Raw genomic sequence first — 26030 nt, 5'->3', positions numbered from 1 at the left:
GAGGAACTAGATGAACGCCAGCTATCAAGAAATGGCGGGCCGCCTGATGGTGGCCCTGGATTTTCCGGATGCCGCCCGCGCGATGGAACTGGTGCGGCGGTTAGAGGGAATTCCATGTTACATGAAGGTGGGCATGCAGCTCTTCTACGCTGCAGGTCCGGACTTCATAAGAGAGCTGAAGGCAGCAGGATACTCCGTGTTCCTGGATGTCAAGATGCATGATATTCCGAATACCGTAAAAGGCGGCTCGCACAGCGTTACCCGGCTTGGCGTGGATATGTTTAACGTCCATGCCGGCGGCGGGCTGGCGATGATGCAGGCGGCAATAGCCGGGGCGGAGGCCGCAGTGGCGGACACCCCGGGCCTTGCCATGCCTACGGTCATCGCGGTTACGCAATTAACGAGCACGAGCCGTCAGGTGATGAACGAAGAGATCGGTATCGCAGGTTCGGTGGAAGACACCGTCGTCCGATACGCAGAGCTTGCCCGCCAAGCCGGACTTCACGGCGTTGTGGCTTCTTCGCTCGAAGTAGAGGCCATCGCCGCAGCCTGCGGGAAGGCGTTTAAGACCGTGATTCCGGGCATCCGGCCCGCAGGCTCGGATGTGGGCGATCAGAAGCGGGTGCTGACACCGGGAGAGGCGATCCGCAAGGGCAGCCACTATCTGGTTGTCGGCCGTCCGATTACGGCTGCTTCAGATCCGCGGCAAGCCGCCGAACAAATTATAGAGGAGATGATTCAAGCATGAGTACACTCGCGAATATTCCACAACAGATCGCATCCTATTTGCTGAAGATCGAGGCGGTATCGCTTCGTCCGCATCAGCCGTTCACATGGACATCGGGCATCAAATCCCCGATCTACTGCGACAACCGGCTGACGATGTCCTATCCAGAGATTCGCGAAACCATTGCTGAGTCATTCGCGGCGGTCATCCGGGAGCAGTATCCGGAGGCGGAAGCGATCGCGGGAACCGCAACGGCAGGCATTCCTCACGCAGCATGGGTGTCCCAGAAGCTGAATCTCCCCATGTCCTATATTCGCGACAAAGCGAAAGGCCATGGCAAGGAGAATCTGATCGAAGGCCTGATCAAGCCCGGCCAAAAGATCGTTGTCATCGAAGACCTCATCTCCACCGGCGGCAGCTCGCTGAAAGCTGCGCAAGCGGTGAAAGATGCAGGCGCACAGCCGCTGGCTGTACTGGCTATCTTCAGCTATCAGCTGGATAAAGCGGTACAAGCCTTCGCCGAGGCAGACATTCCGATGCAGAGCTTATCGAACTACACGGCGCTGATCGATGTAGCGCTTAGCGAGAATCGGATTCAAAAGGAAGATGTGGAGCTGCTCAAGTCTTGGAGAGCGAATCCGTCGTCCTTCGGAGTATAAATGCAATCGTTAATGCCTTCAGGGGCTGTTCCGGGTCAGTAGACTTGGGGGCAGCCCTTTCTTTTGCTTTCACGATATTGAGCTCCTCTGTTTCAACGTTGATCTACCCTTGTTGGAGTATTTTATAGCTAGCAAAAAATAGACTATCCTATTTAAAGAAGTATAAAATAATTGTAATCACTCGATGATTATTCGAAATAATTGTACTATAATTGAGTTATAAGTACATTTTTGGAGTTGGATATGGGGGTGGGGAGTCTGAACCTGTACGTTAAGGAAAGCGGCAACCAAGACGCTTCGCGGATGATGGTGTTCTTACATGGGGGCGGCGTAAGCGGGTGGATGTGGAACAAGCAGGTATCTTTTTTTAAGGACAGCTGGTGCTTGGTCCCTGATTTGCCCGGCCATGGCCGGAGCAGCGGAGATCATGTCTCTTTTTCCATAAAAGAAACCGCGGAACAGATCTGTGATCTCATTTCGGCAAAGGCGGACGGCAGAGAGGTTGTTGTTGTCGGCTTTTCATTAGGTGCGCAGATCCTTGTGGATATGATGTGCCAGAACCCTGAGCTTATCCATTATGCCGTCGTAAACAGCGCATTGCTGCGTCCGATGCCGGCAGCCCTTCGGATGATCGTACCGTCCGTCCGGCTCAGTTTCCCGTTGATGAGAAGAAGATGGTTTTCCAAGCTGCAGGCCGGTACGCTCTACGTTGGCGAGGATGATTTCGAGCACTACTACGCCGAATCGCTTCAGATGAACCAGAAGCTGCTCGTTTCCGTGCTGACGGAGAATATGTCCTATTCGCTCTCGCCGCAGATCGCGGAGTCGAATGCGAGGCTGCTGGTTACCGTCGGGGAGAAGGAGCGGGGCATCATGAGAAAATCGGCGGAGGATCTGGTAGGGCACTCCGACCGTGCTGTCGGCGTCGTGTTTCCCGGCATCGGGCACGGCATACCGCTCGCCAATCCCGAGCTGTTTAACCATGTCGTTGACGGCTGGCTCGGCACGGGGGCCGTCTCTTCAGATGTAGACTCCATCCGGGCGAATCCGCGATAAGCACAGCCAGATGATATCTGGGTACCTAGAGGTCACTGAAGGCGTTAACTACGGGGAGTATTTTAAAGCGCATTACGAAAGAGGAGGACAAGCCACTTTATGAAGGCGAAGAAAGAAGCTGTGCTTGAAGCGGGGAAGCGGTTATTTTTAGAACAGGGGATCTTGCAGACGAGCATGGAGCAAATTGCCGAAGCCGTTCCGGTGTCCAAAATGACCCTCTATAACTATTACCACAGCAAAGAGGGGCTTCTGGATCAAGTCGTAGACCGGCTGATTGAGGAGATGATGACATTATACCGCGGCGTGATGGACCAGGCGGAGAATCCACTAGAGGCGTTGACAAGCTTGTATCAGGATCAGGAGGCATTCCGGAAGATTGCCTCGCAGAAGTTTGTGACCGACCTGGCCAAGTTTCCGGATCAAATGGAGAAGCTGAGGAAATTCAATGAGAAGCATGTTGTGCCGGAGTTTGAAATGCTGATCTTTAAAGGCCAGCAGCTGGGACAGATTCGGAAGGATATCTCGCCGCAGGTGCTTGTTGCTTTTCTGGCCTTCATTAAGGAGTTCTCCGCCCGTACGGAGTGGTACGCCGGTCTGGGCAGCTTGAACGCGATCAGCGAGCAGCTGATGACGATTCTGTATTACGGAATCATTCAGAGAGACGGGCCGCAAGAACATTGAACGAGCAAACATATTCCGGGTAGGTACTCTTCACGGGATGTTGTTTCGCGGCGTCTCGCGCTGGGCTCGTTAATCGACCGAGTGAAATGCTAGTTTCCTTGGAGGATTGTCCGAGATGGCGAAAATACGTGTAGGGCCTGAAATATTAAGCCGGCAAGGGGCGGAGACGGGAAGAAGATACCGTGACCGAAGGCTTGAAGAGGGGGGCGGAGAAGATCGGTTCAACGATGGCCGGCTGGTTCAAATAACTATGGGGAGTGGATGAGGAGATGAACATTTCAGAGGAGGAACGGTTTCATTTTCGGCTCATTCCGGCAGAGCAGATCCGTGGAGGCATCGTATGCTTTCTGTTCATTCTGCTTATTCCGGCTCTCGTAACGCTGGCGTCGCCGATAATGTCGCCTTACTTCTATGCGGCTTGTGCGATCTGGGCTGTGATGCTCATATGGGGAATCGGGATCGGGAGCAATCCTTACCGATCGGAGGTCGCGTTTGTGCTTTTCATGGGCGTATTCAGCCTGGCGCTGGCGTTTACCTGTCAAATTGCTGTTCTTAAAATGATGTACGATCTGGCCGGATTGACCGGCATCGGTTATGGCGCAAGTTCGCTTGGCGGTATGGTGCTGCTGTTCGGCGTGTTCTATACGCTGCACTTCAGGGCTCTACAGAAAGGTGCTTACCAATCGATGGAACGAAAGGGCGGAGTCGGCAAGGCGGGGAGAGTGGCTCTGCTGTGTGCGGGCATCGGCTATGCGGCTTACTATATCGCAGTCGCTGTCATCGGGGATATCGGCAGCTTTGTGATGGGGATGGCCGCCTTCACGGTGCTGCTGGTCCTTGGCATCTATATGGCGGTCGTCTTTATTCACCGCTATCTCTTTATCCGGCAGCATATGGATAAGCTGAAAGCCCACTACCCCGTTCTGGGAATGCCGAAAGAGCAGCGCACGGCGGCGCATTTGACGAAGATGAACGGCGGGAGCGGTCAGCAGCCGGCTCATCGTACACGCAAAAAAAGGAGGGGATCGAGATGAAGGAGCAATCGCTGCTTCCGAACGGCTCTATCGTCATTTTGAAGGAAGGCGAAGGCGGAGCCGATGAATTTGATAGCATGTTGCGTCCGTGGAACAGGAGCTGATGAGCATAGAAGCCTGGTTTTGCCGAGGCTGACGGTCAGCGATAGCGTAAACTAATGGAAAAGTCCTGAATTGCAGCCGTCATCCAATAATCGCGCAGTAAGGCATGTGCAGCGGTTGATGTGATGATGGTTTTGTCCATGCACTCGCTTTTGGCGGTAAAGCGGTTTTTTACAGGAATACTGGACATAATATACTTTGTCTAGATGATCTTGGGAAAAGGAGCAAGCGGAGATGAACTGGGTATATTATGGAAAGCTCTATACGAGCAAATTTCAGGCCGGCTGCTTTGCCAAACGGCTGGAGCAGGATGCATGGCTGTTCGGCTATAATGATCCCCGTATCGTTGAAGTGTATCGATCCAAAAAAGGCCGCTATGGGGTTCGCTTCCTCCCTTAATGAAAATTCCACCAAAACATACTTGACGAGCACCAGTGAAATAGTGTATATTTATTCTTGTCGCTGTTTATGACAGCATTGTCGCGGGGTGGAGCAGTCCGGTAGCTCGTCGGGCTCATAACCCGAAGGCCGCAGGTTCAAATCCTGCCCCCGCAACCAATTTATTTCATTCGATGTATGACGTCCTTATGAATACGTGTACATGATTACTCAGGGCCCTTAGCTCAGTTGGTTAGAGCGGTCGGCTCATAACCGATTGGTCACAGGTTCGAGTCCTGTAGGGCCCACTCACACAAAACCCTTGCGCAGCAAGGGTTTTTTTCTATTTACACAGATAACATTCATGGACTGACGTGTTGGCCTTTGCAGGATACAAGCAAGGAAGGCAATGGGCGAAAGGGATCGAGAAGACCTACTTTTTGAAGCCAAGATTTTATTCTGTATATGATGGGTTAGTTTGTATTTGAACAAATATTAAGTAATCCGTAAGCCAAAATACCGCATCCCACGATAAGATACAGCCAGCCGATCCTTCTAATCATTAGGATATATTCCGGGTCTGGCGACGTGTCCCCCTGCTTCAGCTTCCATGCTTTATACCTCGTGCTCCAGGCGGGGCGCCATATTCCCAACCAACCGCGAGCGATAAAAAAGATGGCAAACAGAATCATCGCGATAACAGACATGGTTCACCTCTCTATATAAAATGCAGCTTTAGCCTACATAACGGCAATACAAAACCCAAGCGCATTTCTTATCTGAAATTATACCATGATCTGGAAGCCCCGCGGAGCTTTCGTGACAAGCGGGTCGTCTATGAATCGAAATCCTGCCGCCCGATGCAACGGTTGATCCCAATACTGCGTATAAACCATAAAGAAGCCTGAGGGAGGAGACTTTGATGGGCAATGAGTTTTATGTAGGCTGGGGCACGCTCGCCTTGATCAACGCCGGACTGGCCCAAGGGAAAAACCGAAGCGGCCTGAACTGGTTTCTTTTATCCTTATTCCTGGGACCTGTCGCAACTTTTCTTATTGTTATCATGGGTAAGGAATAACGGGTGTTTCATCCGCTCGCCGATACCCCCAAAAATTTGAAATTGTGGACAGCTTACGTTACATTTTAAAAGGGAAAATGGAAAATCATTCAATGAACGGGACGGGGGATCAAGCGTGTCAGAATGGCTGCTTAATCAATCGTGGGGGCTGCCGGTATTGGCGGCTTTCCTGGCGGTTGTGCTGGTGTTCGAGATAAGGAAGGCCATCAAGGCCTTTAAGGAGAAGAAACGATTTGAGCTCGGGATGGCGGTAGTGTTTGCGGTAGTCGCAGGCTTGGCCTTATTTGTTTTATTTTATTTCTAGGTTGTTCGGTTGTCCGATCAAGATCATATCGTTGCAAAAAAAAGCAAGCTGCCTGAGGATTTGTCCTCGGCAGCTTGCTTAGGTTTGATGTTATTTCGCTTCGGGTACCCCAAAGCTCCCGACAGGAAGCCTAGCCTGAGTCATCCGCGTTCCTGAACTGCGGTTTCTGTCGCCGTCCAGGCTCTTCCGGCTCTCATAGCAAGAATGAAGCATAGGATCAGGACAATCGATGCCGAAATATACGGATAATTGATATCAAGGTCGAATAAATAACCTGCGACCAGAGGCCCTGCAATATTGCCGAGACTGGTGTAGGCCGAGTTCAGACCGGCCACATAGCCTTGCTGGTCGCCGGCCAGCTTCGACATCTGCGTTCCGATGGCCGGACGCAAAATATCGATGGACAGGAATACAAGGAACGTCACCAGGAAAATGAGCCAGTACTTGTGCACAAACAGCGTGAGCAGGATGCAGATGCCGGCTGTAATCAGACTGATCGTAATAACTCTCTTCTCGCCGAACCGGTTCAGAATCCAGCCGAAGATGGTCGCCTGGACAACAGCCCCTGAGATCGATCCGAATGTAATGATCATGGCGATATCCGTCGGCGTGAAGCCGAACTTATGGTCGACGAACAATCCGAATACCGTTTCGTAGTTGGCAAGACCAAAAGACAGTACGAATACGATGATAAGACTCAGGAAATACGGCTCCCGGTAGGAACGCGCCAACTGGACCGCAAGGCTAGGCTGCTTTTGCCCAGGCGAGGCTTGTACCTGCTTCTGAGCGGCCGATTCCGGCAGCATCAGCAACGTGATCAAGGCGGCAACCGCGCCTGCAACGGCAGCGGCATAGAATGGTACGCGAATGCCGAATTCGGCGATAAAGCCGCCGATGCCGGGACCGATGATGAATCCGGTCGTAATGGCAGCGTTGATGAAGCCCATGCCTTTAGCCCGTTCTTCTTTCGATGTAACATCGGCCGTATAAGCCATAACGGCAGGCATAATCAGCGCTGCGCCAATCCCCCCCAGCATTCTCGAAGCAAACAGCAATACAGGCGAATTTGCGACCCCGAACAGCCATTCCGAAAGGGCGAACACGAGCATTCCGGCAATAATGATTCTTTTGCGGCCCATATTGTCGGACAGCCTTCCGGCGAGCGGAGAGAACAGCAGCTGTGTGAGTGAGAAGGCGGCAACGAGCATGCCTACCGTGCCTCCGCTGATATGCAGCTCCGACATGTAGGTCGGCATGATCGGGATGACAAGCCCGATGCCGGTAAAAACAAGAAAGATATTAAACATGAGGAGCAGAATGGCTCCATTATGACGTAGTAACAATGACATGATGACATTTCCTCCAAAAGTTGAAAATTCCAGTGTGCATAAAATGGTTCCTTTTTATATACTGACTGTTCGGTTTGTATGAATGTGTAACCGGGTGCCTGAAATAAACCGACTGTGCTTGTAAGAGACAGGGGAAGCAGCCCGCCTGTTTGACGGATCGCCGCAGCGGCAGAGCTATTTTTTGGCAATTCCGTGCAGAAATACATGCATGGCCGAGTGATATACCGGAAGCGCGTCGGACAGCTTGGTGATGCGGGTTAACTGGCACAAGCCGGCGAGCAGGCTTTCGAAAATGATGGACAGATGCTCGACATTATGTTTCTCGAACTCGCCCGACTCAATTCCCTGCAGCAGCAATTGTTGATTGAATTCCAGCCGCTTATTGAAAATATCGGAAATCTTCTGTTCAACGTCTTCGGTCGCAGCTTCATTATTCGTTATAAATTCATCGAGCGCCTTGGTGAAGGGATGGTTAAGGTCATCCTTCACCAGCTGCTCCGCCATGCGGAACAGTTTATCCATGGTGGTCGTGTACTGCTCTTCCGTGCTCATCCATTTCTGAAACCATTCCAAGTCCCATTCCTCTATAAGATGAAGAAAGAGGCCTTCCTTGCTCTTGAAATGATAATAGATATTTCCTTTGCTGCTTCCGGTCGCGTCAACAATATCCTCGATGGACGTGGATTTATATCCTTTTTGCATAAACAGGGCTTTTGCGGCTTCCGCAATCCGTCGCTTGGTATCTTCGCTTTGCTGCTGCTTTTTGTTCATTGGCGCCTCCCTGTATGAATTCAACGATTATTTTATTATACTGAACGTTCGTTCTGTATCTTATCACGAGGTACGGGGACATTCAAGAGAAAAGTGTGCGGCCAGCGTCCCGAATGTAAAAAACCGCCATCATGGATGGCAGCGTCACGGATTGCGGCATATCGTCCTTGGACTTAATGGTTTACCTCAATATGCTTATGCGATTTTTCGTGGTAGGACAACAGCTCGGTTACAGTAACAAACGAAAAGCCCCGTTCCTTAAGCTCCGGCAGAATCTTTTTGAGCGCTTCGACCGTCTGGTCGCTGCCCGGTACGAAATCATGCATGAGTACGATGTCGCCGTTGCGGGCGTTCTTCAAAACTGTCCGCACGATGGCATTCGCGCCAGGTTTACGCCAATCCAGCGTATCCTGATGCCAGGACCACAGGACGGTAAGCATTCCGACCTCCTTGCTCGCGCTGACGATTGCATCGTTATATCGTCCTCCGGGCGGGCGAAACAAGACAGAGCGGATCCCCGTCGCTTGATAAATGGCATCCTGTGTCTTGGTCAATTCCTTCCTCAAGGCATCTGCCCCAATATTATAGAACGGAGGATGGGAGTAGGAATGGTTGCCGATCTCATGACCTTCATCCAGCGCACGGGCAACGATTTCGGGATGCTTCTCGACGCGGCTGCCCACCACGAAAAATGTCGCTCTGGCATCGTACTGCTTGAGCAGGTTGAGAATTTGTTCCGTATGCTCCTTATCAGGGCCGTCGTCAAAGGTAAGGGCGATTACTTTATTGCTGGTCGGCACCTCCCATACAATATCGCCGCGCTCCTCGTAGTAATCCCTCTTCTTGGCCGAGGAAGGCATTTGATTGGCATCGGCATGACCGTGAATAACGCCGAATGCTGCGATCAAGGTTAGAAGTAAAGCAATGGCTTGTCTGTTCATGATGTCCCGTTTCCTTTTCTATGCATGTATTCTTGGCATCTGGCAGCGGGCTGCAATTCCTCCTTATCCTTTGGAGAATCTGCTCAAAATATTCCGGCACCCGTCATAACCCGGCGGCAAAAAATCCCGAATGGTGCTCGCCCTATCCGGTGCTTCAGCATATGGTAATAGGAGAGAAGGAGTGATGACCGATGCAATCCAGAAGCGTTTCGCATGCGCGAGGAATCGATGTAAGCCGGTGGCAGGGAAGCATTGATTGGAAGCAGGTTCGGGAAGCTGGGATATCATTTGTTTTCATCAAGGCCTCTCAAGGGAGCTCGCTGGAGGACCCGAAATTTGCAGAAAATGTGCAGGGAGCTAAGGCCGCGGGCTTGCTGGTCGGTGCCTATCATTTTCTAGGGGCGGCGAGCGCTGCGGCGGCAAGGCAGGAGGCGAAGCATTTTGTGGAAACGATGAAAAAAGCAGGCCCGCTAGCCTGGTTCGATCTCCCGCCGGTGCTTGATTATGAGAATAATCCGGCAGGGATCAGCCGCGCAGCCATCAATCAAGCTGCCGCTGCCTTCCTTGAAGAAGTGGAACGATTGACAGGAAGGCAGCCCATTCTATATACCGGCAACGCGTTTGCGGCCAATTTCGATGAGTCTTTGGGCAGGTATGACCTGTGGATTGCAAGGTACAGTGAAACCCGAGTCCCGGATGACCGTCCCGCTTGGAACAAGTGGACCTTCTGGCAATACACCGATTCCGGACGGATTAACGGCATAACGGGAAAGGTCGACCTCAATGTTTATGCCGGCACCTTGTCAGATCTGAAAGCGTACGCCTCCCAGGGGAACACTGGAAATGGCGCGGCAGGCTCGTTTGGAGGGATTCGTGAAGTCAGTCCTTGGGCTGAAGCGAGCTGGCGGGAAGCGGTGGAGAACGGCTTTTTCGACGATGCCCGTCCCGGTGACCCGATGACGCGTGAAGAGGCAGCCGTTCTGGTGAACCGGCTGCTGCGCGAGCTGCGGCAGCGGATTGAGGCACAGGAGAGACGCATCGAGTCGCTTAAACGGGGAACAGACATATTATAAGGAAAACATCGTTGAAAAGCAGGTGATGCGTAAAATAATAGAGTTCATATATTGACATCATATGGTTAGGCATGGTATTATCATTTTTGTCGCTGAGACGAAAAACTCGCACGAATAATGTATGAAACTTCCGTTGTTCGGCATGAATCCCATGCGGTGATTCGGCATTAAGCGAAGTTAAATCGCTTGACAGCGCAGCAATATTTGCCGGGGTGGCGGAATTGGCAGACGCACAGGACTTAAAATCCTGCGGTAGGTGACTACCGTACGGGTTCGACCCCCGTCCTCGGCATTATGACTCAACGCCCGAGTATTTATGAGAATAAGTCGGCCCCCTGCAGGGTGCCGGCTTATTTTTTAAGATACCCATACACATATTTCGAAGTCCAGCCCAGGGATGTAGGGAGAGTAGGAGCATGCGGTTGTTTAATAATGATTGGGACCTGATCCTGCAGGAAGAGACGGACAAGCCGTATTTCAAAGAACTGCTTGAACGGATCGACGAGGAGTATCGGCTGCATACGGTCTATCCGCCGAGGGATGAAATTTTTCGTGCTCTTCAGGAGACGCCATATCAGTCCACCAAAGTGGTCATTCTCGGACAAGATCCATATCACGGACGGGGACAGGCGCAAGGACTTAGCTTTTCGGTCCGGCCAGGAGTTACAATCCCCCCATCACTGCGCAACATTTACAAAGAGCTGGCAGCCGATCTGGATGCCCCGATTCCGGATCATGGATCCCTGATCGCTTGGGCCAAGCAGGGCGTTCTATTGTTGAACGCCGTGCTCACAGTCAAGGAAGGAGAGCCCAACTCCCATAAAGGGCTAGGTTGGGAACAGTTCACGGACGCGGTCATTTCGAAATTGAATGAACGGGAGCAGCCAACGGTTTTCATTCTTTGGGGAAGCTATGCGCAGAAGAAAGGGGCGTTTATCGACCGAAGCCGGCACCTCGTTCTGGAGAGCGCCCATCCGAGCCCCTTTGCTGCACGTAAAGGTTTTTTCGGTAGCCGTCCATTCTCAGCTTCAAACGCATATTTAATCCAGCACGGGATGGCCCCGGTCGATTGGGTCATTCCTAGCACCACGGACATTGGGGATGAATAATCCGTAAGAGATGAAGAGGTGACCTTCATGAAGCATTGGATTGGCCGTCATGTAGTCATTGAGCGTTTAGATGGGGGCAGAACGACGGTGGAAGGCATTCTGAAGGGGTGGGATCCGGTGCAGGAGAAGGCGATCCTTGGACCGGACGAGCTCGCGATTCCGTTTCGCGCCATTCACCGTATCATGCCCAAAACAGCTTATCCGGTGTTGAATTCCATCGGGTATTCGGTGCATCATACCATTCAATTCGATAATGCCGTATACTTCGGATCATGCGTCATGGTGTGGAGAGGGAACCGGCTGATCCATCCGAAGGCCGTTCTCGCATCCCATGACGAGGAAACCGTGACGCTCACAAGCGGACAGCGGCTCCGCAAGGACGAGCATCACTTCGTTGTCCGCTCTCTCCGGGGCAACGCGTAAGCGGTACGCAGATTACGAAATGAAACGAAAAGATGTCCCCCAGGCCCTGATTTCCTAAGTGGAATAAGACCTGAGGACATCTTTTTTTGCGTGCGCGGGGCTCTATAATTCATCCACTTTCTCGGCCAAGAACATTTCATAAATCCGCACCACAATGATCTTGATGATCATATAGGCTGGGATGGCGAGCAGAATGCCGAGGATGCCGAAGAAGTCGCCGCCGACGAGTATAAGAACAATGGTTGTCAGCGGATGGATATCGAGCTGCTTGCCATAGATCACCGGCGTCAAAATATTATCCTGAATCTGTTGAGCAATAATAATGACGACAAGGGACCAGATGGCAATGGAGGGCGATTCGATAAACCCGATAATGACGACGGGGATGCTTGCAAGCACCGCGCCGATGTATGGAATGAAATTCAGGAAGAACGAAACGACCGTCAAGAGCAGCGAATAAGGAAGACCGATGATCAAAAATCCGATATACATGAGCAGGCTCAGAATAAGATTCAAAATCACTTTACCGATAATAAAGCTGCTGAGCGCGCCGTCGATCTCGACGAGAACCTCCTGCCCGTCGCGCCGGTAGCGTCTTGGCAGCACGCTGAGCAGTTTAGGGGGGAGCTTCCCGCCTTCCTTCAGCATGTAATACAGAATAATCGGGATCGTTGCAATGATGACAAGCACGCTGGACACAACGGTAACCAGATGATTGACAGAATTGCTGACCCAATTAATGATTCGGTTCATGTATTCGGTCAAGGATGTCGCGAGCTCCGATTCGGTCGGGATAAAGCGGGACCAGTACGGCGCCTGCTGCAGCTGGTCAAGCTGATCCTGCATGTCCTCGACCAGAAACGGCATATGGCTGATGAAATTCTCGATCTGCTCCCGCAATGTCGGCCATACGACGATGCCGAAGATGGCCATCAGGCCGGCGAATACGAAGTACAGCATGAGCACGCCGATCGATCGTTTGATTTTGCGCCGTTCCAGGTAGTCCACAATCGGCCTAAGCAGGTAGTAGAAGAAGCCGGCGATTGCCACCGGAAAGATCAGCATATTGAACATGGAAACGATCGGGCGGAACAGGAAGCTGACTTTGGAGCCCAAGTAAATGATCAAGAGCAGGGCGATTATACCGAGGCATGTACGAAAATATTTGCTCTGCATCATGGCAATCCCTCCATAACGGCGAATAATAGTTAAGGTAAAGTACCGTTTAACAGTTGTATTTAACCCATTTGGCGGGATTTGAAATCATCGGAGGATTGCCGCTTGTTATTCGTAAGCTATTTTCGAATGGTGACACGGGTATGGACAGGCACGAGGGAAGCGAGCTCAAGCACATCCTTGTTATACATACGCACACAGCCGTGGGAAACCGATCTGCCGATGGATGAGGGATCGTTCGTCCCGTGGATGCCGTAATGCGGCTTGGACAGTCCGAGCCAGTAGGCGCCATAGGGCCCGCCGGGATTGGGCTGCTTGTTCACGATCGTATAATTGCCCGGGGGCGTCTGGGTTGCCAGCTTTCCGAGAGCCACCGGGTACGTATGCACGACGATATCTCCGTCCAGCAGATGCAGCCGGTAATCGGATATATCCACGATAATGCGATATTTCGGCATCAGCATTCTCCTTTCTTCTGATCATGCTATGAGAGCAAGGGTGCATCCGCCCCTCGAAGCCCCAAAATAGGCAAATGCTGACTTCACCGAATTGGCGAATATTTCAATTATTGCGCTTTCCCTGCCGATGTTATAGTAAGTACAGATAGACCATGCAAAGGCGCTAATTTCACAGGAAGGGGATCACCTCATGTCTCCTGCAGGATTGTACCGGAAATATATTAAAAACAATATGTTCACCAAAATATTGCTGCTGATCGCCGTGATTGCGGTCATTACGATCGTGGCCTTATCTTATTTAATGTACTATTTCTTGTTTCAGTCTGCTGTCCGCAGCGAGCTGGACGTTCAGCGTGGAGCTGTGGAGCGGGTCGAGCGGTATGTCGATCAAAAGTACGAGAACGTGCAGTCCTATGTTAATGAGCTGTACCGGAACAGCTCGCTCGGTCTGGACGCTTCCTATTTCCTCATGAGTTCGTTTAACGAGTATATGGCGAAGCGGATGGACCGGATCGTCGACAGCACCCAGTCCAATACGGACAGCGTGCTGGCATACTTCAAGCAGAGGCTCGACGATGATCCGGATATCCAGAACATCATGCTGTACAGTGCCGAGGAGCAGTATGTATACGTCTACAAGCAGGGTAGCATGACCCGGCTATATCAAGCCAACGCTACGCGATCCTATATTCCTGATGTGATGGCGATGGAGACCCAGAGCGTCACGCTGCCGAATCTGTGGCTGCGGAAGCTGACCGGAGATGCCAGCGTGCCTTTGATATCCATTCGCAGTCCGATCAATGACATGACGACGTACAAGAATCTGGGCCAGCTGCTTGTGCTGTATCGGACAGAGGCGCTGGATAAGGTCCTGCGAAGCAATGAAACCGAGATGAAGGGCTATGTCATGATCCTGTCGGGGGACGGCCAGGTCATGTTCGACTCTTCGGGAAAATATTACGGACAGAAATATCCTTACACGGACCAATTGGGGAAAGTGAAAGATACCGCTGCGCTGGAAGAGGAATCGTATGTGACCACAGCCGTGCACAGTCAAGCGGGATACACGGTCGTCGGCATTACGCCCAAACGCGAAATTGCCGGTGCCTTCGAAGGACTGCGGAACACGATCATTGCGACGGCGCTGCTGTGCATTGTGGTTGCCGTGTCCATTCCGTCGCTCATGATCGTCAACTACTCGAAGCGCACCAATAACATCATCCGGTTCATGCGCAAGGTCGAGAAGGGCGATTTTGTGGCCCGGATCCAGGATGCGAAGGAGGATCAGCTCGGACAGATTTCCAGCAGCTTCAACGAAATGCTAGACAAGCTGACGAGGTATATCGACCAGGTCTATAAAGCCGAGATCAACCAGAAGAACGCCGAGCTGTCGGCGCTGCAGGCGAGAATCAATCCGCATTTTCTATACAATACGCTTGAAGTGATCCGGATGAGGGCCTTGTCGCAAGGGGCTCAGGATGTCGGGGACATGATCTACAGCCTATCTATGCTGTTCAAGAATATCGTTCAGCATAAAACCAGATACACGCTCAAGGATGAATTGGAGGCATGCCGGCTCTATCTGGAGCTGTTCCGCATACGGTACAAGGACAAATACATTTATAAAATGTACTGTGACGAGCAGATCAAGGATGTGCCGATGATCAAAATGTCGCTGCAGCCGCTGATCGAAAATTATATTGTCCACGGCCTCCGGAGCGAGCGGGACGACAATGTCCTCTCAATATCCGCGGAGCTGAAGGATCAGGAGATTTGGATCGAGATTCGGGATAACGGTAAAGGAATAGAGCCGGAGCAGCTCGAGGAGATCAGATCCCGGCTTGCGCTGGCCGAATCGAGCGGGGAGTCATTCGGTCTGCGGAGCGTGAACGATCGTTTGAAGCTGACGTATGGACAAGCCTACGAAGTGGACATCCAAAGCGAGCCGGACGAAGGTACGGTCGTAACGATCCGTATTCCGGTTACAGAAGAGGAGCTGAACCGAGTTGTATAAAGTTTTTATCGTCGATGATGAGCCGTTTATTATTGAAGGATTATATGATGTCGTGGATTGGTCGAAGTATGGAATTGAGATTGTAGGGCATGCGGAGAACGGGCGCCAAGCGCTGGACAAAATGATGATTATCCCGGTCGACATCCTGATCACGGACATATCCATGCCCGTCATGACCGGACTTCAGCTCATCGAGGAGGCCAGAAAGCTCAATCGCAATCTGAAAGTCATCATCCTAAGCGGCTTTGACGATTTCGCTTACTTGAAGGAAGGGATGCGGCTCGGCATCGAAAACTACTTGCTGAAGCCGATCAATCTGAAGGAGCTGGAGGAGACGATTGCCAGCACGATCGACAAGATGAACAACGCCCGCAGGGAGATGCGGCTTGACGAATATGATATGAACATCCTGCGAAGCAATATATTGTATCGCTGGATTACGGATCGCATCGAGCCGGAGGAGCTAAACGAGCGGGCAACCCTGCTCGGTTTGAACCTGAATATGCCTTACCTGATGGTATCCATCCTAAGGGCGGATTTCCCTCCGCTGGAGACGATGCTTCGCGATTTGATGGAACGGGAACAGGGCGTGATGTACTTCCGCGACAATGACGGGGACCATGTCTTGATCTTCATGATGAGAGACCCGGATACGGAAAAGGCAAGGGCGGTCCGGCTGCTTCAGCAGGTGCGGGAGCAATGCTACGACGAGGAAATCTGCATCTCGCTCGGGAGCGTGCAAAGCCTCGGCGCAAATTACCCGGACAGCTATCTCCATGCCAAGGAGGCGCAGGAATACTATTTGCTGCTGGAGCAGCCGGCTTATGTGGACTACGTGGATGTTCAGCTGAAGAAAGGAGAGGCCTCCGAATCTTATAACGTGCAGTGGCCGGAGTATGCCAAGGGCATCGCGGCAAGGGATAAGGATACGCTGTTCCGTCTGATCGACACGGATTTTGAAGGGCTCCGTCACACGCAGGGAATGAATCCGGCAATTTTGAAGAGCATTGCTGTCGAGATGGTCATTCGGCTCAAGCTGGAGCTGAACGATATTCAATATACCGCTGCACCCGATTTTGTGAAGAATACGGTCCATGAAATTATGGAGTCCATCTCGATCGATGATCTGATCGCGGCCGTCAAGGGCGGAGTCGGCGGTCTCGTCGATTCGCTTACGAATGATGTGAAGAGTCCGGTCATCCAGCAGATTCTTCATCATATCCAGCTGCGGTACAATGAGGATCTGTCCCTCAAGGTGCTCGGTGCCCAGTACCACATTCATCCCGTTTATTTGGGCCACCTATTCCATAAGGAGACGGGTGACAGCTTTACCGAGTATATTAACCGGTACCGGATCGACAGAGCGAAGGAGCTGCTGCGGACAACCCCGATGAAAGTCCAGGATATTGCGAAGCAGGTGGGCTATTGGGAAACCGGTTACTTCTATAAACAATTCAAAAAATTCGTTGGCGTATCGCCAAGAGATTTTAGAGGAATGCTCTGATTGATCGAATCAGAGCTTTTTCTTTATTTTCACCAGTAATCCTTTAATTTTTCGCCTATATGAAACTGCTTTCATCAGATAATCTTAATGGTGTAGAGATACTGAGATTCAAAAGGGAGGATTCACATGAGTAAATCGAAGAAAAAATGGCTCTTGCCGCTGACGCTTTTGTTATCCGCTTCAATGCTGTTGTCGGCATGCGGAGGCAAGAAAGAAGGAAGCGCTGGCAGCACTGAAGGAACGGCCGAAAAGCCGGTTGAGCTGATCTGGTACACGATCGGAACGCCGCAGAAGGACGTCGACAAGGTTGAAGCTGAGATCAACAAATATACAGCTGAAAAAATCGGCGTTACGATCGACATGAAAATGATCGATTTCGGTGACTACAACCAGAAGATGCAGGTTATGGCAGCATCCGGCGAACCGATGGACATCCTGTTCACAAGCTCCTGGGCATTCGATTACGTGCAAAACGCGCGTAAAGGCGCATTCCTTGAGCTCGACGAGCTTCTGGAAACCCATGGAAAAGGCATCAAAGAAACGATTGACCCTGCGTTCCTGGAAGGCTCCAAGGTCGATGGCCACAACTACGCGATCCCTGCCAACAAAGAGCTTCCAGCACAAGAGGCATGGCGCTTCAACAAAACGCTGCTTGATAAATACAATCTCGATATCTCCAACGTAAGATCGATGGAAAGCCTTGAGCCGCTGCTCAAAACGATCAAGGAGAACGAGCCGAACGTCGTTCCGCTGGCGATCAGCAAAGACTTCGGACCACTGCTTCCATTCGACTACATCATCGAGAAAATGCCGATGGCCGTTTACCTGGATGACAAGGAAGAGCTGAAGGTTGTAAACTTCCTTGAAATGCCGGAAACGTTGGAAACGCTCAAATTGATGAACAAGTACTACAAAGCGGGATACATCTCCCCTGAAGCAGCAACAACGACTTCTACGCAGGATCTGATGACATCGGGCAACTGGTTCGCCGACCGTGCCGCTACACAGCCGTTCGCGGACAACCTGTGGAGCCAAAGCTACGGCTATCCGGTCGTATCGACGCCTGCCGGCGATGCCACGATCTTCAACTGGTCCGTTATGGGCTCCATGCAGGCGATCTCGGCCAACTCCGAGCATCCTGAGAAAGCGATGGAGTTCCTGAACCTGCTCAACACCGACGTATATCTTCGCAACCTGGTGGATTCCGGTATTGAAGGCGTTCACTACAAGAAGCTTAGCGAGAACGTAATGGAGAACCTGCCAGAGTCGAAAAACTACGACATGCCGACCTTCTCCCTCGGTAACGTCATGCTGACGTACCTGAACCCTGAAGATCCTGAGAACAAATGGGAAGAGTTCAAGAAGTTCAACGAGTCCGGTAAGCCTGCACCGCTGCTTGGTTTCAACTTCGACCCAACCAAAGTGTCCACAGAGCTCGCTGCGGTCAACAACGTAAAAGAAGAGTTCTGGGCGCCGCTGATGACAGGCACGGTTAACCCTGAAGAGTACCTGCCTAAAGCGAACGAGAAGCTGAAAGCTGCGGGTCTGGATAAAATCATCGCCGAGGCGCAAAGCCAAATCGATGCATGGAAAGCAAACAACAAGTAATAGAATTCCCTCGGCCTTCCGGCCTGCTGTTCGCCCCTTGATGGGCGGCAGGCCGGCCTTAAGGGCCGAAACACTGGACGGGGCGGCGGAATATGACCGCCCTTCTTTTGTCATTTCATACTTCACGAGGAGGGGTAAGCGTGAGAGCAATCGGACAGTTTTTCAAAAATCTTATGACAAACAAAGCCATGCTGTTCATGGTTTTGCCGGGGACGCTGTGGTTCCTCTTATTCTCATATTTGCCCATGTTCGGGACGATTATTGCGTTTAAGGAATACCGCTTCAGCCGGGACGGCTTTTGGGCCAGTATCGTAAACAGCGAATGGGTCGGATTCCAGAACTTTAAATTTTTGTTCAGCACAAACGATGCGTACATTATTACACGGAACACGGTGCTGTATAACTTTGTCTTTATCATTCTTGGGCTGCTCTTCTCGGTGGCGCTGGCCATCGTGTTGTCCGAAATCGTCAACAAGCGTCTGGCGAAGGTGTACCAGACCGGCATGTTCCTGCCATACTTCCTGTCCTGGGTTATCGTAGGATACTTTGCGTTCAGCTTCCTGAGCATGGACAAAGGGATGCTCAACCAAATTCTCGGCTGGTTCGGCATGGAACCGGTGCAATGGTACTCCGAGGCCAAGTATTGGCCGATCTTCCTGACGCTGATCAGCTTGTGGAAATCGGTAGGATATAACAGCGTCGTGTATCTCGCTGCGATCATGGGGATTGACAAGTCTCTGTACGAAGCAGCCATGATTGACGGCGCGAACAAGTGGCAGCAGATCAAGGCGATCACGATCCCGATGCTGAAGCCGCTGATGACCATTCTGACGCTTCTTGCGATCGGCAAAATATTCTACGCCGACTTCGGTCTGTTCTACCAGGTGCCGAGAGATTCCGGAACCTTGTATTCGGTAACGAACGTAATCGATACGTATGTATACCGCGGTCTGAAGACGACCGGAGAGATCGGAATGAGTACGGCTGCAGGCCTGTACCAATCGGTTGTCGGATTCATCCTCGTCCTCGTATCCAACTATATCGTACGGAAATATGACCGGGATAACGCATTGTTCTAAGACTCGCAGCTTTCAAAGAAGGAGGTATGTAATGTGTTTAAAGCAAGAAGCAAGATGAAGGATTTCCACCACCTGTCCACCGGATGGAACGTTGTGTTCAACTTGATCGCCGGCATCTTCTCGTTCCTGTGCGTGTTCCCGTTCCTGTTCGTCATGATCATTTCGTTCACGGACGAGGCGTCGCTGGCGCGGAACGGTTATCAGATTTGGCCGGAAAAATGGAGCCTGGAAGCCTACAAGTACGTATTCCAAACAGGGGATACGCTGCTCCGTTCCTACGGCGTAACGATCTTCGTAACCGTTGTGGGCACGCTGATCAGCTTGTTCATTATTTCGCTCTATGCCTATGCCATTTCCCGCAAGAGCTTCAGATACCGTAATTTCTTCTCGTTCTTCGCATTTTTCACGATGCTGTTTAACGGCGGCCTGGTGCCGACCTATATCGTGGCGACCCAGCTGCTGAACCTGAAGGACACGATCTGGGCGCTGATTCTGCCGCTGGCGCTGAACGCCTTCTATATTATGATTCTCCGTACGTTCTACAGCACGAGCGTTCCGGACGCCATCATTGAATCCGGAAAAATTGACGGTGCAAGCGAGTTTAAAATATTCTATAAACTGGTGCTGCCGTTGTCCTTGCCGGGCTTGGCCACCATCGGCCTGTTCAGCACACTGGGCTATTGGAACGACTGGTTCAATGCGCTTCTGTATATCGATGACCCGAATCTGGTTCCGCTGCAATCGATGCTGATGCGGATCGAAACCAGCATGCAGTTCATTTTGCAAAATTCCCAAAATTCATCGCTGAGCATGGCTGCACTTCAGAGCATGCCGCAGGATACGTCGCGGATGGCGATGGTCGTACTGGCCACGGGCCCGATCATTCTCGCCTATCCTTTCTTCCAGCGTTACTTCATTCAAGGTCTGACGATCGGCGCGGTGAAAGAGTAAACTACTGGACGCGAGCGGAGGAGATAAGATGAGTTATAAAGATCCCAGCAAGCCTATTGCCCAGCGGGTAGAGCATCTACTAAGCCTTATGACGGTGAAGGAAAAGGTCGGTCAGCTGGTCCAGCCCTTCGGCTGGAAAACGTATGAGTCGAAGGATGGCAAGATCACGCTGGCCGAGTCGTTCAAGGAGCAGGTGAAGGAAGGGGGCGTCGGTTCCTTATACGGCACGCTGCGTGCCGACCCATGGACCGGCGTCACGCTGGATACGGGCCTGTCCCCGCGTGAAGGAGCAGAGGCTGTGAACGAAATCCAGCGCTATGCGGTCGAGCATTCCCGGCTCGGCATTCCGATCCTGATCGGGGAGGAATGCTCGCATGGGCATATGGCGATCGGGGCGACGGTATTCCCTGTTCCGCTGTCGCTCGGCAGCACGTGGAACACCGAGCTGTATCGCGAGATGTGCCGCGCCGTAGCGCTTGAAACGCGCAGCCAGGGTGGGGCGGTGACGTACTCGCCGGTGCTTGACGTCGTGCGTGATCCGAGATGGGGACGTACGGAGGAGTGCTTCGGCGAAGATCCGTATCTGATCGGGGAATTCGCTGCCGCATCGGTTGAAGGGCTGCAGGGCGAATCTCTTGACGGAGAGGCCAGCGTGGCAGCCACCCTGAAACATTTCGTCGGCTACGGAAGCTCGGAAGGCGGCAGAAATGCCGGCCCTGTCCATATGGGAACGCGCGAGCTGATGGAAGTGGACATGTATCCGTTCAAGAAGGCCGTTGAAGCTGGCGCTGCCTCCATCATGCCGGCTTATAACGAAATTGACGGCGTTCCTTGCACCGTGAACGAGGAGCTGCTGGATGGCGTGCTCCGCAAGGAGTGGGGCTTCGACGGCATGGTCATTACGGACTGCGGCGCGATCAATATGCTGGCTGCGGGACATGATACGGCCGAGGATGGCATGGACGCGGCCGTTTCGGCGATATCGGCCGGCATCGATATGGAGATGTCCGGCGAGATGTTCGGCATGTATCTTGAGCGTGCGGTCCAAGAGAAGCGGCTGGACGTTTCGGTGCTGGATGAGGCTGTGCGACGGGTATTGACGCTGAAGTTCAAGCTTGGCTTGTTCGAAAATCCTTATGCTGACCCGGCGCGGGCGGAGCAGGTGATCGGCTGCTCCCGTCACCGGGAGATGGCCAGACAGCTCGCGGCCGAAGGAATCGTGCTGCTTAAGAATGAAGGCAGCACGCTGCCGCTCTCCAAAGAAGACGGCGTTATTGCCGTCATCGGACCGAATGCCGACCAGGGCTATAATCAGCTCGGGGATTACACCTCGCCTCAGCCTCCGTCCCGCGTCGTAACGGTGCTGGAGGGCATCCGCGCGAAGCTTGGAGGGGACAAAGGGCGCGTGCTGTATGCGCCCGGCTGCCGGATCAACGGGGATTCCCGCGAAGGCTTCGAGCTGGCGCTTTCCTGCGCCGGGCAGGCCGATACGGTTGTATTGGTGCTCGGGGGCTCAAGCGCCCGCGATTTCGGCGAAGGCACCATCGATCTGCGGACAGGTGCCTCCAAGGTTACCGGCAATGACTGGAGCGATATGGACTGCGGGGAAGGCATCGACCGGATGACGCTCCAGCTGTCCGGCGTCCAGCTGGAGCTGGCCCGGGAGATCCACAAGCTTGGGAAGCGTCTGGTTGTCGTTTACATCAACGGGCGGCCGATTGCCGAGCCGTGGATCGACCGGCATGCAGATGCCATTCTGGAGGCTTGGTATCCGGGACAGGAAGGCGGCCACGCGGTCGCGGACATTCTGTTCGGGGACGTGAATCCGTCCGGAAAGCTCACGATTTCGATTCCGAAGCATGTCGGGCAGCTTCCCGTGTACTATAACGGCAAGCGGTCCCGCGGCAAGCGATACCTTGAGGAGGATTCACAGCCGCAATACCCGTTCGGTTACGGACTCAGCTATACGGAGTTCCGGTATTCCGATCTTCAGGTGACCCCGCAAACGATTAGAACGGGCGAAACCGCGGTCGTCACGGTGAATGTGGAGAACAGCGGCAGCGTAGCCGGAGCCGAAGTCGTGCAGCTATACATTAATGATGCGGCAAGCCGATTTACAAGACCGGCCAAGGAGCTCAAGGGCTTCCGTAAAATATACCTTGAACCCGGTGAGAAACAGCGAATCGAATTCACTGTCGGCCCCGAGCAGCTTCAGTATATCGGGCAAAACTATCAACCCGTCGTTGAGCCCGGCTTGTTCCGGGTCATGGTCGGAAAGCATGTGAACGACACGCTCAGCGCGGATTTGACCGTGCAGGAGGACTGATGCCCATGGAAAGAATCAGACGGTTTATTCGCGAATTGTCGGAGCGGCAATGGCTGGAATCCGTTTCGTTGAGAGAATGGAGCATCACCCGGTCCACCTACGTGGTGCCGGGGGTGTACGAGAATTCGGCGCCTTACACGGAAGGTGAGGACTTCGATCGGTTTCCGAGCAAGCAGGGAACGACGTATTTCTTCCGCCGCAGACTGGAGCTGCCGAAGGAGTGGCTGGAGGAAGCGGGAACGGTAGGGCTTATATTCGAGTCCGGCGGTGAGGGCCTGCTGCGCGTAAATGGAGCGTCTTATCAAGGCCTGGATCGCAACCATACCTTTGTCACCCTTGATCCCCAGCGGACGGGCACCCGGATGGAGCTCGAAATCGAGCTGTACGATCCGATTCCGGAGCCGGTTGACCCGCTGAATCAGCAGGCGGTTATTCAGCCGCCGATTACGCGCGTTTCAAGCCAGCTCGTGAAGGTGAACCGGCCGGTCCAAAGCTTGATGTACACCGTTACCATCGTGAGAGATTCGCTCAGGCTGCTGCCGGAGTCCGATATGCGGCGCATCCGGCTTATGGAAGCGCTGCATGCGTCCATGGACGCCTTCGTCAGCATGGATGAAGGCTCAATCCGGGAAGGTGCCGCGGTAACCGAGCTGGAGCAGGAGCTTGTCCGGAGGGTCAAGCTCATCGGAGGGAACAGTGAGGGCACCGAGCATATGGTCGGACAGTCGCACATCGACATAGCCTGGCTGTGGCCGGTCCGCGAAACGGTGCGTAAGACGAGCCGGACCTTCTCGACGGTCGATGCGCTTATGAACGAATATCCGGAGTATCGTTACGCCCAGAGCCAGCCGCTGCTCTATCAGTTCCTGAAGGATCATGATCCCGAGCTGTACGAGCGGGTGAAGGCCAGAATTAAGGAAGGACGCTGGGAGCTTGTCGGCGGAATGTGGGTCGAGCCCGATCTCAACATTCCGAGCGGGGAGTCGCTGATGCGGCAGATGCTGTACGGCCAGCTCTTTTACCAGGAGGAGTTCGGCAGACGCTCGCATATCGAATGGCTCCCGGACACGTTCGGTTACTGCGCCTCCTTGCCTCAGATTTTGAAGCATGGCGGCATCCGTTACTTCATGACAACGAAGCTCGGCTGGAATGATACGAACGTTTTCCCGTATGACCTGTTCCACTGGGTCGGCATTGACGGAACGCCGATGCTGTCCTATCTGAATCACGGCGTGAACGAGAACACGCTGCCGAAGGACGTGCACGATCATTGGCAGTCCTACCGGCAGAAGGCCGTTCATCCCGAGCAGATGCTGCTCTACGGGCATGGCGACGGCGGAGGCGGCGTAACCCGCGAGATGCTGGAGAACATTCAGCGAGCCGACCTGATGGTCGGGCAGCCTGCCAGCAAGTACAGCACGGCAGCGGAATTTTTCAATGGTATCGAAGAGCGGCAGCCGAAGCTCCCGAAATGGCGGGGAGATCTGTATCTTGAGCTCCATCGCGGTACGTACACGACGCATGCCCGCAACAAGCGGCATAACCGCAAAGCCGAAATCCTGTACCGGGAGGCGGAGCTGTGGGGCACCATGGCATTCCCTGCACTGAATTCAGGCGAGCGCAAGGGCATGATCCGCGCGCTGCATGAAGGCTGGAAGCTGATTCTGCTTAACCAGTTCCACGATATTATTCCGGGGTCGGCGATAACGGAATCATATGTCACGTCGGAGAAGGAATACAAAGAGGTATTCAAGCTCGGACAGACAAGCCTTCATACAGCTGTGAAGGCGGTAGCGGAACAGATCAATACCGAAGGGGAAGGAATCCCTTACGTTGTATTTAACGGACTCGGATGGACCCGGAATGCCGTCATATCCTTGACGGAGGATCAGGGGCTTGCCGGATTTGCGCCGCATGATGCGGACGGAACGCCGCTTCTGTACGATATGATCCCCGGGGAGTCGGATGCAGAACCGAAGAGCATGCATGTTTACGTTCCCGCCATTCCGGGCTTTGGATACACAACGATTTGGCTCAAGGCTACCGGCGCTAGCGGATCCGGCGAAGGCTCGAATGATGACTTGATCAATGGACGGAACGATGATCGGAACGACAAGCCGAACGATGGACCGGATGGTGGAGATGCGGGTTCGGCGCTTGCAATAGCGCAGATTCAGCTTGGCGACGTTTGGGAGACGAAATATTACCGGATCCGGTTCAATCACCGCGGCGAAATTACGAGTCTGTGGGACAAGGAAGCGCAGCGTGAAATCGTGAAGCCGGGCGAGTCGGCGAACCGCTTCCATTTCTTCCATGACCGTCCGACGCTGTGGGATGCGTGGGATATCGATACCCGCTATGAAGATCAGCCGGCCGGCGACGCCGAACTGATCGGAAAGCAGCTGGCACATCAAGGTGACGTTCAGGACGTGCTGCGCTTTAGCTGGCGCATCCATGAATCTGTCATCACGCAGGACATGATCCTGTATCACCATGACAAGCGAATCGATTTTCAGACGCATGTCAGCTGGAACGAATCGCACAAGCTGCTGAAGGTCGGCTTTCCGATCGACGTCGTGGCCGACAAGGCGACCTATGAAATCCTGTTCGGCACGATCGAACGCCCGACCCACCGGAATACGAGCTGGGAACAGGCTCAATATGAGGTGTGCGGCCACCGGTTTGCGGACGTATCCGAGCATGGATACGGCGTCAGCTTGATCAATGACTGCAAGTACGGCTATGACATCCAGGACAGCACCATTCGGCTGTCGCTCCTAAGAGCACCGAAATGGCCGGATCAGACGGCCGATCTGGGCGAGCATGTATTCACTTATTCGCTCTATCCGCATGAAGGAGACTGGAGACAAGCAGGAGTTGTACGCAAGGCTGCCGAACTGAATCACGAGCTCCCTTGCTTGAAGACGAGTCCGAAGAAAGGCACCCTTGCGCCGGTTCATTCATGGATCGAGCTGGAAAGCGTGCATGTCGTGCTGGATACGGTTAAGCCGGCAGAGGACGGCAGCGGTTATATTCTGCGTCTCTACGAATCAGCCGGAGGCCGGGAGGAAGTGAGGCTTGAATGGCCTCACGCTTATGAAGCGGCGTACCTTTCCAATGCGCTTGAAGAGGAGCTTGAACCGATCGTTTGCGAAGCCGGCAGCTTGAAGCTTGAATTTAAGCCGTACGAGATCCGAACGATCAAATTTAGAACTATGAACTAGGAACG

Annotated in this window: 24 protein-coding genes and 3 tRNA genes; 22 read left to right on the top strand and 5 right to left on the bottom strand. The window is 53.0% G+C overall.

The features are described from left to right. Positions 1-10 precede the first annotated feature (10 nt). The 11 genes from pyrF (at position 11) to NST44_RS26500 (ending at position 6019) form a co-directional block, all read left to right on the top strand. Positions 11-748, top strand: a complete 738-nt coding sequence (gene pyrF / locus NST44_RS26550) for an orotidine-5'-phosphate decarboxylase (RefSeq protein ID WP_210095547.1) — start codon at positions 11-13, stop codon at positions 746-748. Next, positions 745-1386 (top strand): orotate phosphoribosyltransferase, encoded by a 642-nt coding sequence (gene pyrE, locus NST44_RS26545; RefSeq protein WP_007129498.1) that lies wholly within the window; start codon positions 745-747, stop codon positions 1384-1386. Before pyrF ends, pyrE begins: the two co-directional genes overlap by 4 nt. 243 nt (positions 1387-1629) lie before the next feature. Then, on the top strand, positions 1630-2442 hold the full coding sequence (locus NST44_RS26540) for an alpha/beta fold hydrolase (protein ID WP_210095546.1): 813 nt from the start codon (positions 1630-1632) through the stop codon (positions 2440-2442). 99 nt (positions 2443-2541) lie between these two features. Then, positions 2542-3123 (top strand): TetR/AcrR family transcriptional regulator, encoded by a 582-nt coding sequence (locus NST44_RS26535; protein ID WP_028406168.1) that lies wholly within the window; start codon positions 2542-2544, stop codon positions 3121-3123. 115 nt (positions 3124-3238) lie between these two features. Continuing rightward, positions 3239-3388 carry a hypothetical protein gene (locus NST44_RS26530; RefSeq protein ID WP_210095545.1) on the top strand — a complete coding sequence of 50 codons (150 nt, stop codon included), beginning with the start codon at positions 3239-3241 and terminating at the stop codon, positions 3386-3388. Between the two features lie 4 nt (positions 3389-3392). Next, a complete protein-coding gene (locus NST44_RS26525) occupies positions 3393-4157 on the top strand; it encodes a hypothetical protein (RefSeq protein ID WP_210095544.1) in 765 nt (254 codons plus the stop codon). Between the two features lie 336 nt (positions 4158-4493). Continuing rightward, positions 4494-4658 carry a hypothetical protein gene (locus tag NST44_RS26520; RefSeq protein WP_007129503.1) on the top strand — a complete coding sequence of 55 codons (165 nt, stop codon included), beginning with the start codon at positions 4494-4496 and terminating at the stop codon, positions 4656-4658. 82 nt (positions 4659-4740) lie between these two features. Next, positions 4741-4817, top strand: a tRNA-Met gene (locus tag NST44_RS26515). A gap of 54 nt (positions 4818-4871) precedes the next feature. Then, positions 4872-4945 (top strand) — tRNA-Ile (locus tag NST44_RS26510). Between the two features lie 614 nt (positions 4946-5559). Beyond that, on the top strand, positions 5560-5715 hold the full coding sequence (locus NST44_RS26505; protein WP_007129505.1) for a hypothetical protein: 156 nt from the start codon (positions 5560-5562) through the stop codon (positions 5713-5715). 115 nt (positions 5716-5830) lie between these two features. Then, positions 5831-6019 (top strand): hypothetical protein, encoded by a 189-nt coding sequence (locus NST44_RS26500; protein ID WP_028406165.1) that lies wholly within the window; start codon positions 5831-5833, stop codon positions 6017-6019. Between the two features lie 140 nt (positions 6020-6159). Here NST44_RS26500 and NST44_RS26495 read toward each other — a convergent pair whose 3' ends face one another. From NST44_RS26495 to NST44_RS26485, 3 genes are all read right to left on the bottom strand, one after another. Beyond that, complete coding sequence (locus NST44_RS26495; protein WP_007129507.1) at positions 6160-7368, bottom strand: MFS transporter; 1209 nt, start codon at positions 7366-7368, stop codon at positions 6160-6162. A 174-nt stretch (positions 7369-7542) separates the two neighbouring features. Then, a complete protein-coding gene (locus tag NST44_RS26490) occupies positions 7543-8139 on the bottom strand; it encodes a TetR/AcrR family transcriptional regulator (protein WP_007129508.1) in 597 nt (198 codons plus the stop codon). Positions 8140-8312: 173 nt separating this feature from the next. After that, complete coding sequence (locus tag NST44_RS26485; RefSeq protein ID WP_028406164.1) at positions 8313-9080, bottom strand: polysaccharide deacetylase family protein; 768 nt, start codon at positions 9078-9080, stop codon at positions 8313-8315. Between the two features lie 191 nt (positions 9081-9271). Here NST44_RS26485 and NST44_RS26480 point away from each other — a divergent pair, with 191 nt between their 5' ends. The 4 genes from NST44_RS26480 (at position 9272) to NST44_RS26465 (ending at position 11685) form a co-directional block, all read left to right on the top strand. Then, positions 9272-10153 carry a glycoside hydrolase family 25 protein gene (locus NST44_RS26480; protein ID WP_210095543.1) on the top strand — a complete coding sequence of 294 codons (882 nt, stop codon included), beginning with the start codon at positions 9272-9274 and terminating at the stop codon, positions 10151-10153. Between the two features lie 206 nt (positions 10154-10359). Then, positions 10360-10445: transfer RNA gene (locus tag NST44_RS26475), tRNA-Leu, on the top strand. Between the two features lie 130 nt (positions 10446-10575). Continuing rightward, entirely contained in the window at positions 10576-11262 is a 687-nt protein-coding gene (locus NST44_RS26470; protein ID WP_028406163.1) for a uracil-DNA glycosylase, read from the top strand. A gap of 27 nt (positions 11263-11289) precedes the next feature. Beyond that, a complete protein-coding gene (locus NST44_RS26465) occupies positions 11290-11685 on the top strand; it encodes a hypothetical protein (protein ID WP_007129512.1) in 396 nt (131 codons plus the stop codon). Between the two features lie 102 nt (positions 11686-11787). Here the strand turns inward: NST44_RS26465 and NST44_RS26460 are convergent, their stop codons facing one another. Both NST44_RS26460 and NST44_RS26455 read right to left on the bottom strand, forming a co-directional pair. After that, entirely contained in the window at positions 11788-12864 is a 1077-nt protein-coding gene (locus tag NST44_RS26460; protein WP_007129513.1) for an AI-2E family transporter, read from the bottom strand. A gap of 116 nt (positions 12865-12980) precedes the next feature. Continuing rightward, positions 12981-13319, bottom strand: a complete 339-nt coding sequence (locus tag NST44_RS26455) for a L,D-transpeptidase (RefSeq protein WP_007129514.1) — start codon at positions 13317-13319, stop codon at positions 12981-12983. 190 nt (positions 13320-13509) lie between these two features. Between NST44_RS26455 and NST44_RS26450 the strand changes: the two genes are divergently transcribed. From NST44_RS26450 to NST44_RS26420, 7 genes are all read left to right on the top strand, one after another. Then, positions 13510-15333: a cache domain-containing sensor histidine kinase gene (locus NST44_RS26450; protein WP_210095542.1), complete on the top strand. Its 1824-nt coding sequence runs from the start codon at positions 13510-13512 to the stop codon at positions 15331-15333. Next, positions 15326-16837 carry a response regulator transcription factor gene (locus NST44_RS26445; RefSeq protein ID WP_007129516.1) on the top strand — a complete coding sequence of 504 codons (1512 nt, stop codon included), beginning with the start codon at positions 15326-15328 and terminating at the stop codon, positions 16835-16837. The genes NST44_RS26450 and NST44_RS26445 overlap by 8 nt, the downstream gene beginning before the upstream one ends. Before the next feature lie 126 nt (positions 16838-16963). Then, complete coding sequence (locus NST44_RS26440) at positions 16964-18445, top strand: ABC transporter substrate-binding protein (protein ID WP_007129517.1); 1482 nt, start codon at positions 16964-16966, stop codon at positions 18443-18445. A 149-nt stretch (positions 18446-18594) separates the two neighbouring features. Then, positions 18595-19524 carry an ABC transporter permease gene (locus NST44_RS26435; RefSeq protein WP_167324103.1) on the top strand — a complete coding sequence of 310 codons (930 nt, stop codon included), beginning with the start codon at positions 18595-18597 and terminating at the stop codon, positions 19522-19524. A gap of 54 nt (positions 19525-19578) precedes the next feature. After that, on the top strand, positions 19579-20475 hold the full coding sequence (locus NST44_RS26430; protein ID WP_034273797.1) for a carbohydrate ABC transporter permease: 897 nt from the start codon (positions 19579-19581) through the stop codon (positions 20473-20475). A gap of 28 nt (positions 20476-20503) precedes the next feature. Further along, positions 20504-22801, top strand: coding sequence for a glycoside hydrolase family 3 N-terminal domain-containing protein (locus tag NST44_RS26425; protein WP_007129520.1), 2298 nt, complete (start codon positions 20504-20506; stop codon positions 22799-22801). Positions 22802-22806: 5 nt separating this feature from the next. Further along, positions 22807-26025, top strand: a complete 3219-nt coding sequence (locus NST44_RS26420) for an alpha-mannosidase (protein WP_213614208.1) — start codon at positions 22807-22809, stop codon at positions 26023-26025. Positions 26026-26030: the final 5 nt, after the last annotated feature.

Origin of the sequence: Paenibacillus sp. FSL W8-0919, from assembly GCF_038003785.1 — a bacterium.
GTDB lineage: Bacteria > Bacillota > Bacilli > Paenibacillales > Paenibacillaceae > Paenibacillus_AQ > Paenibacillus_AQ lactis.
This window is presented reverse-complemented; position numbering and strand designations above follow the sequence as displayed.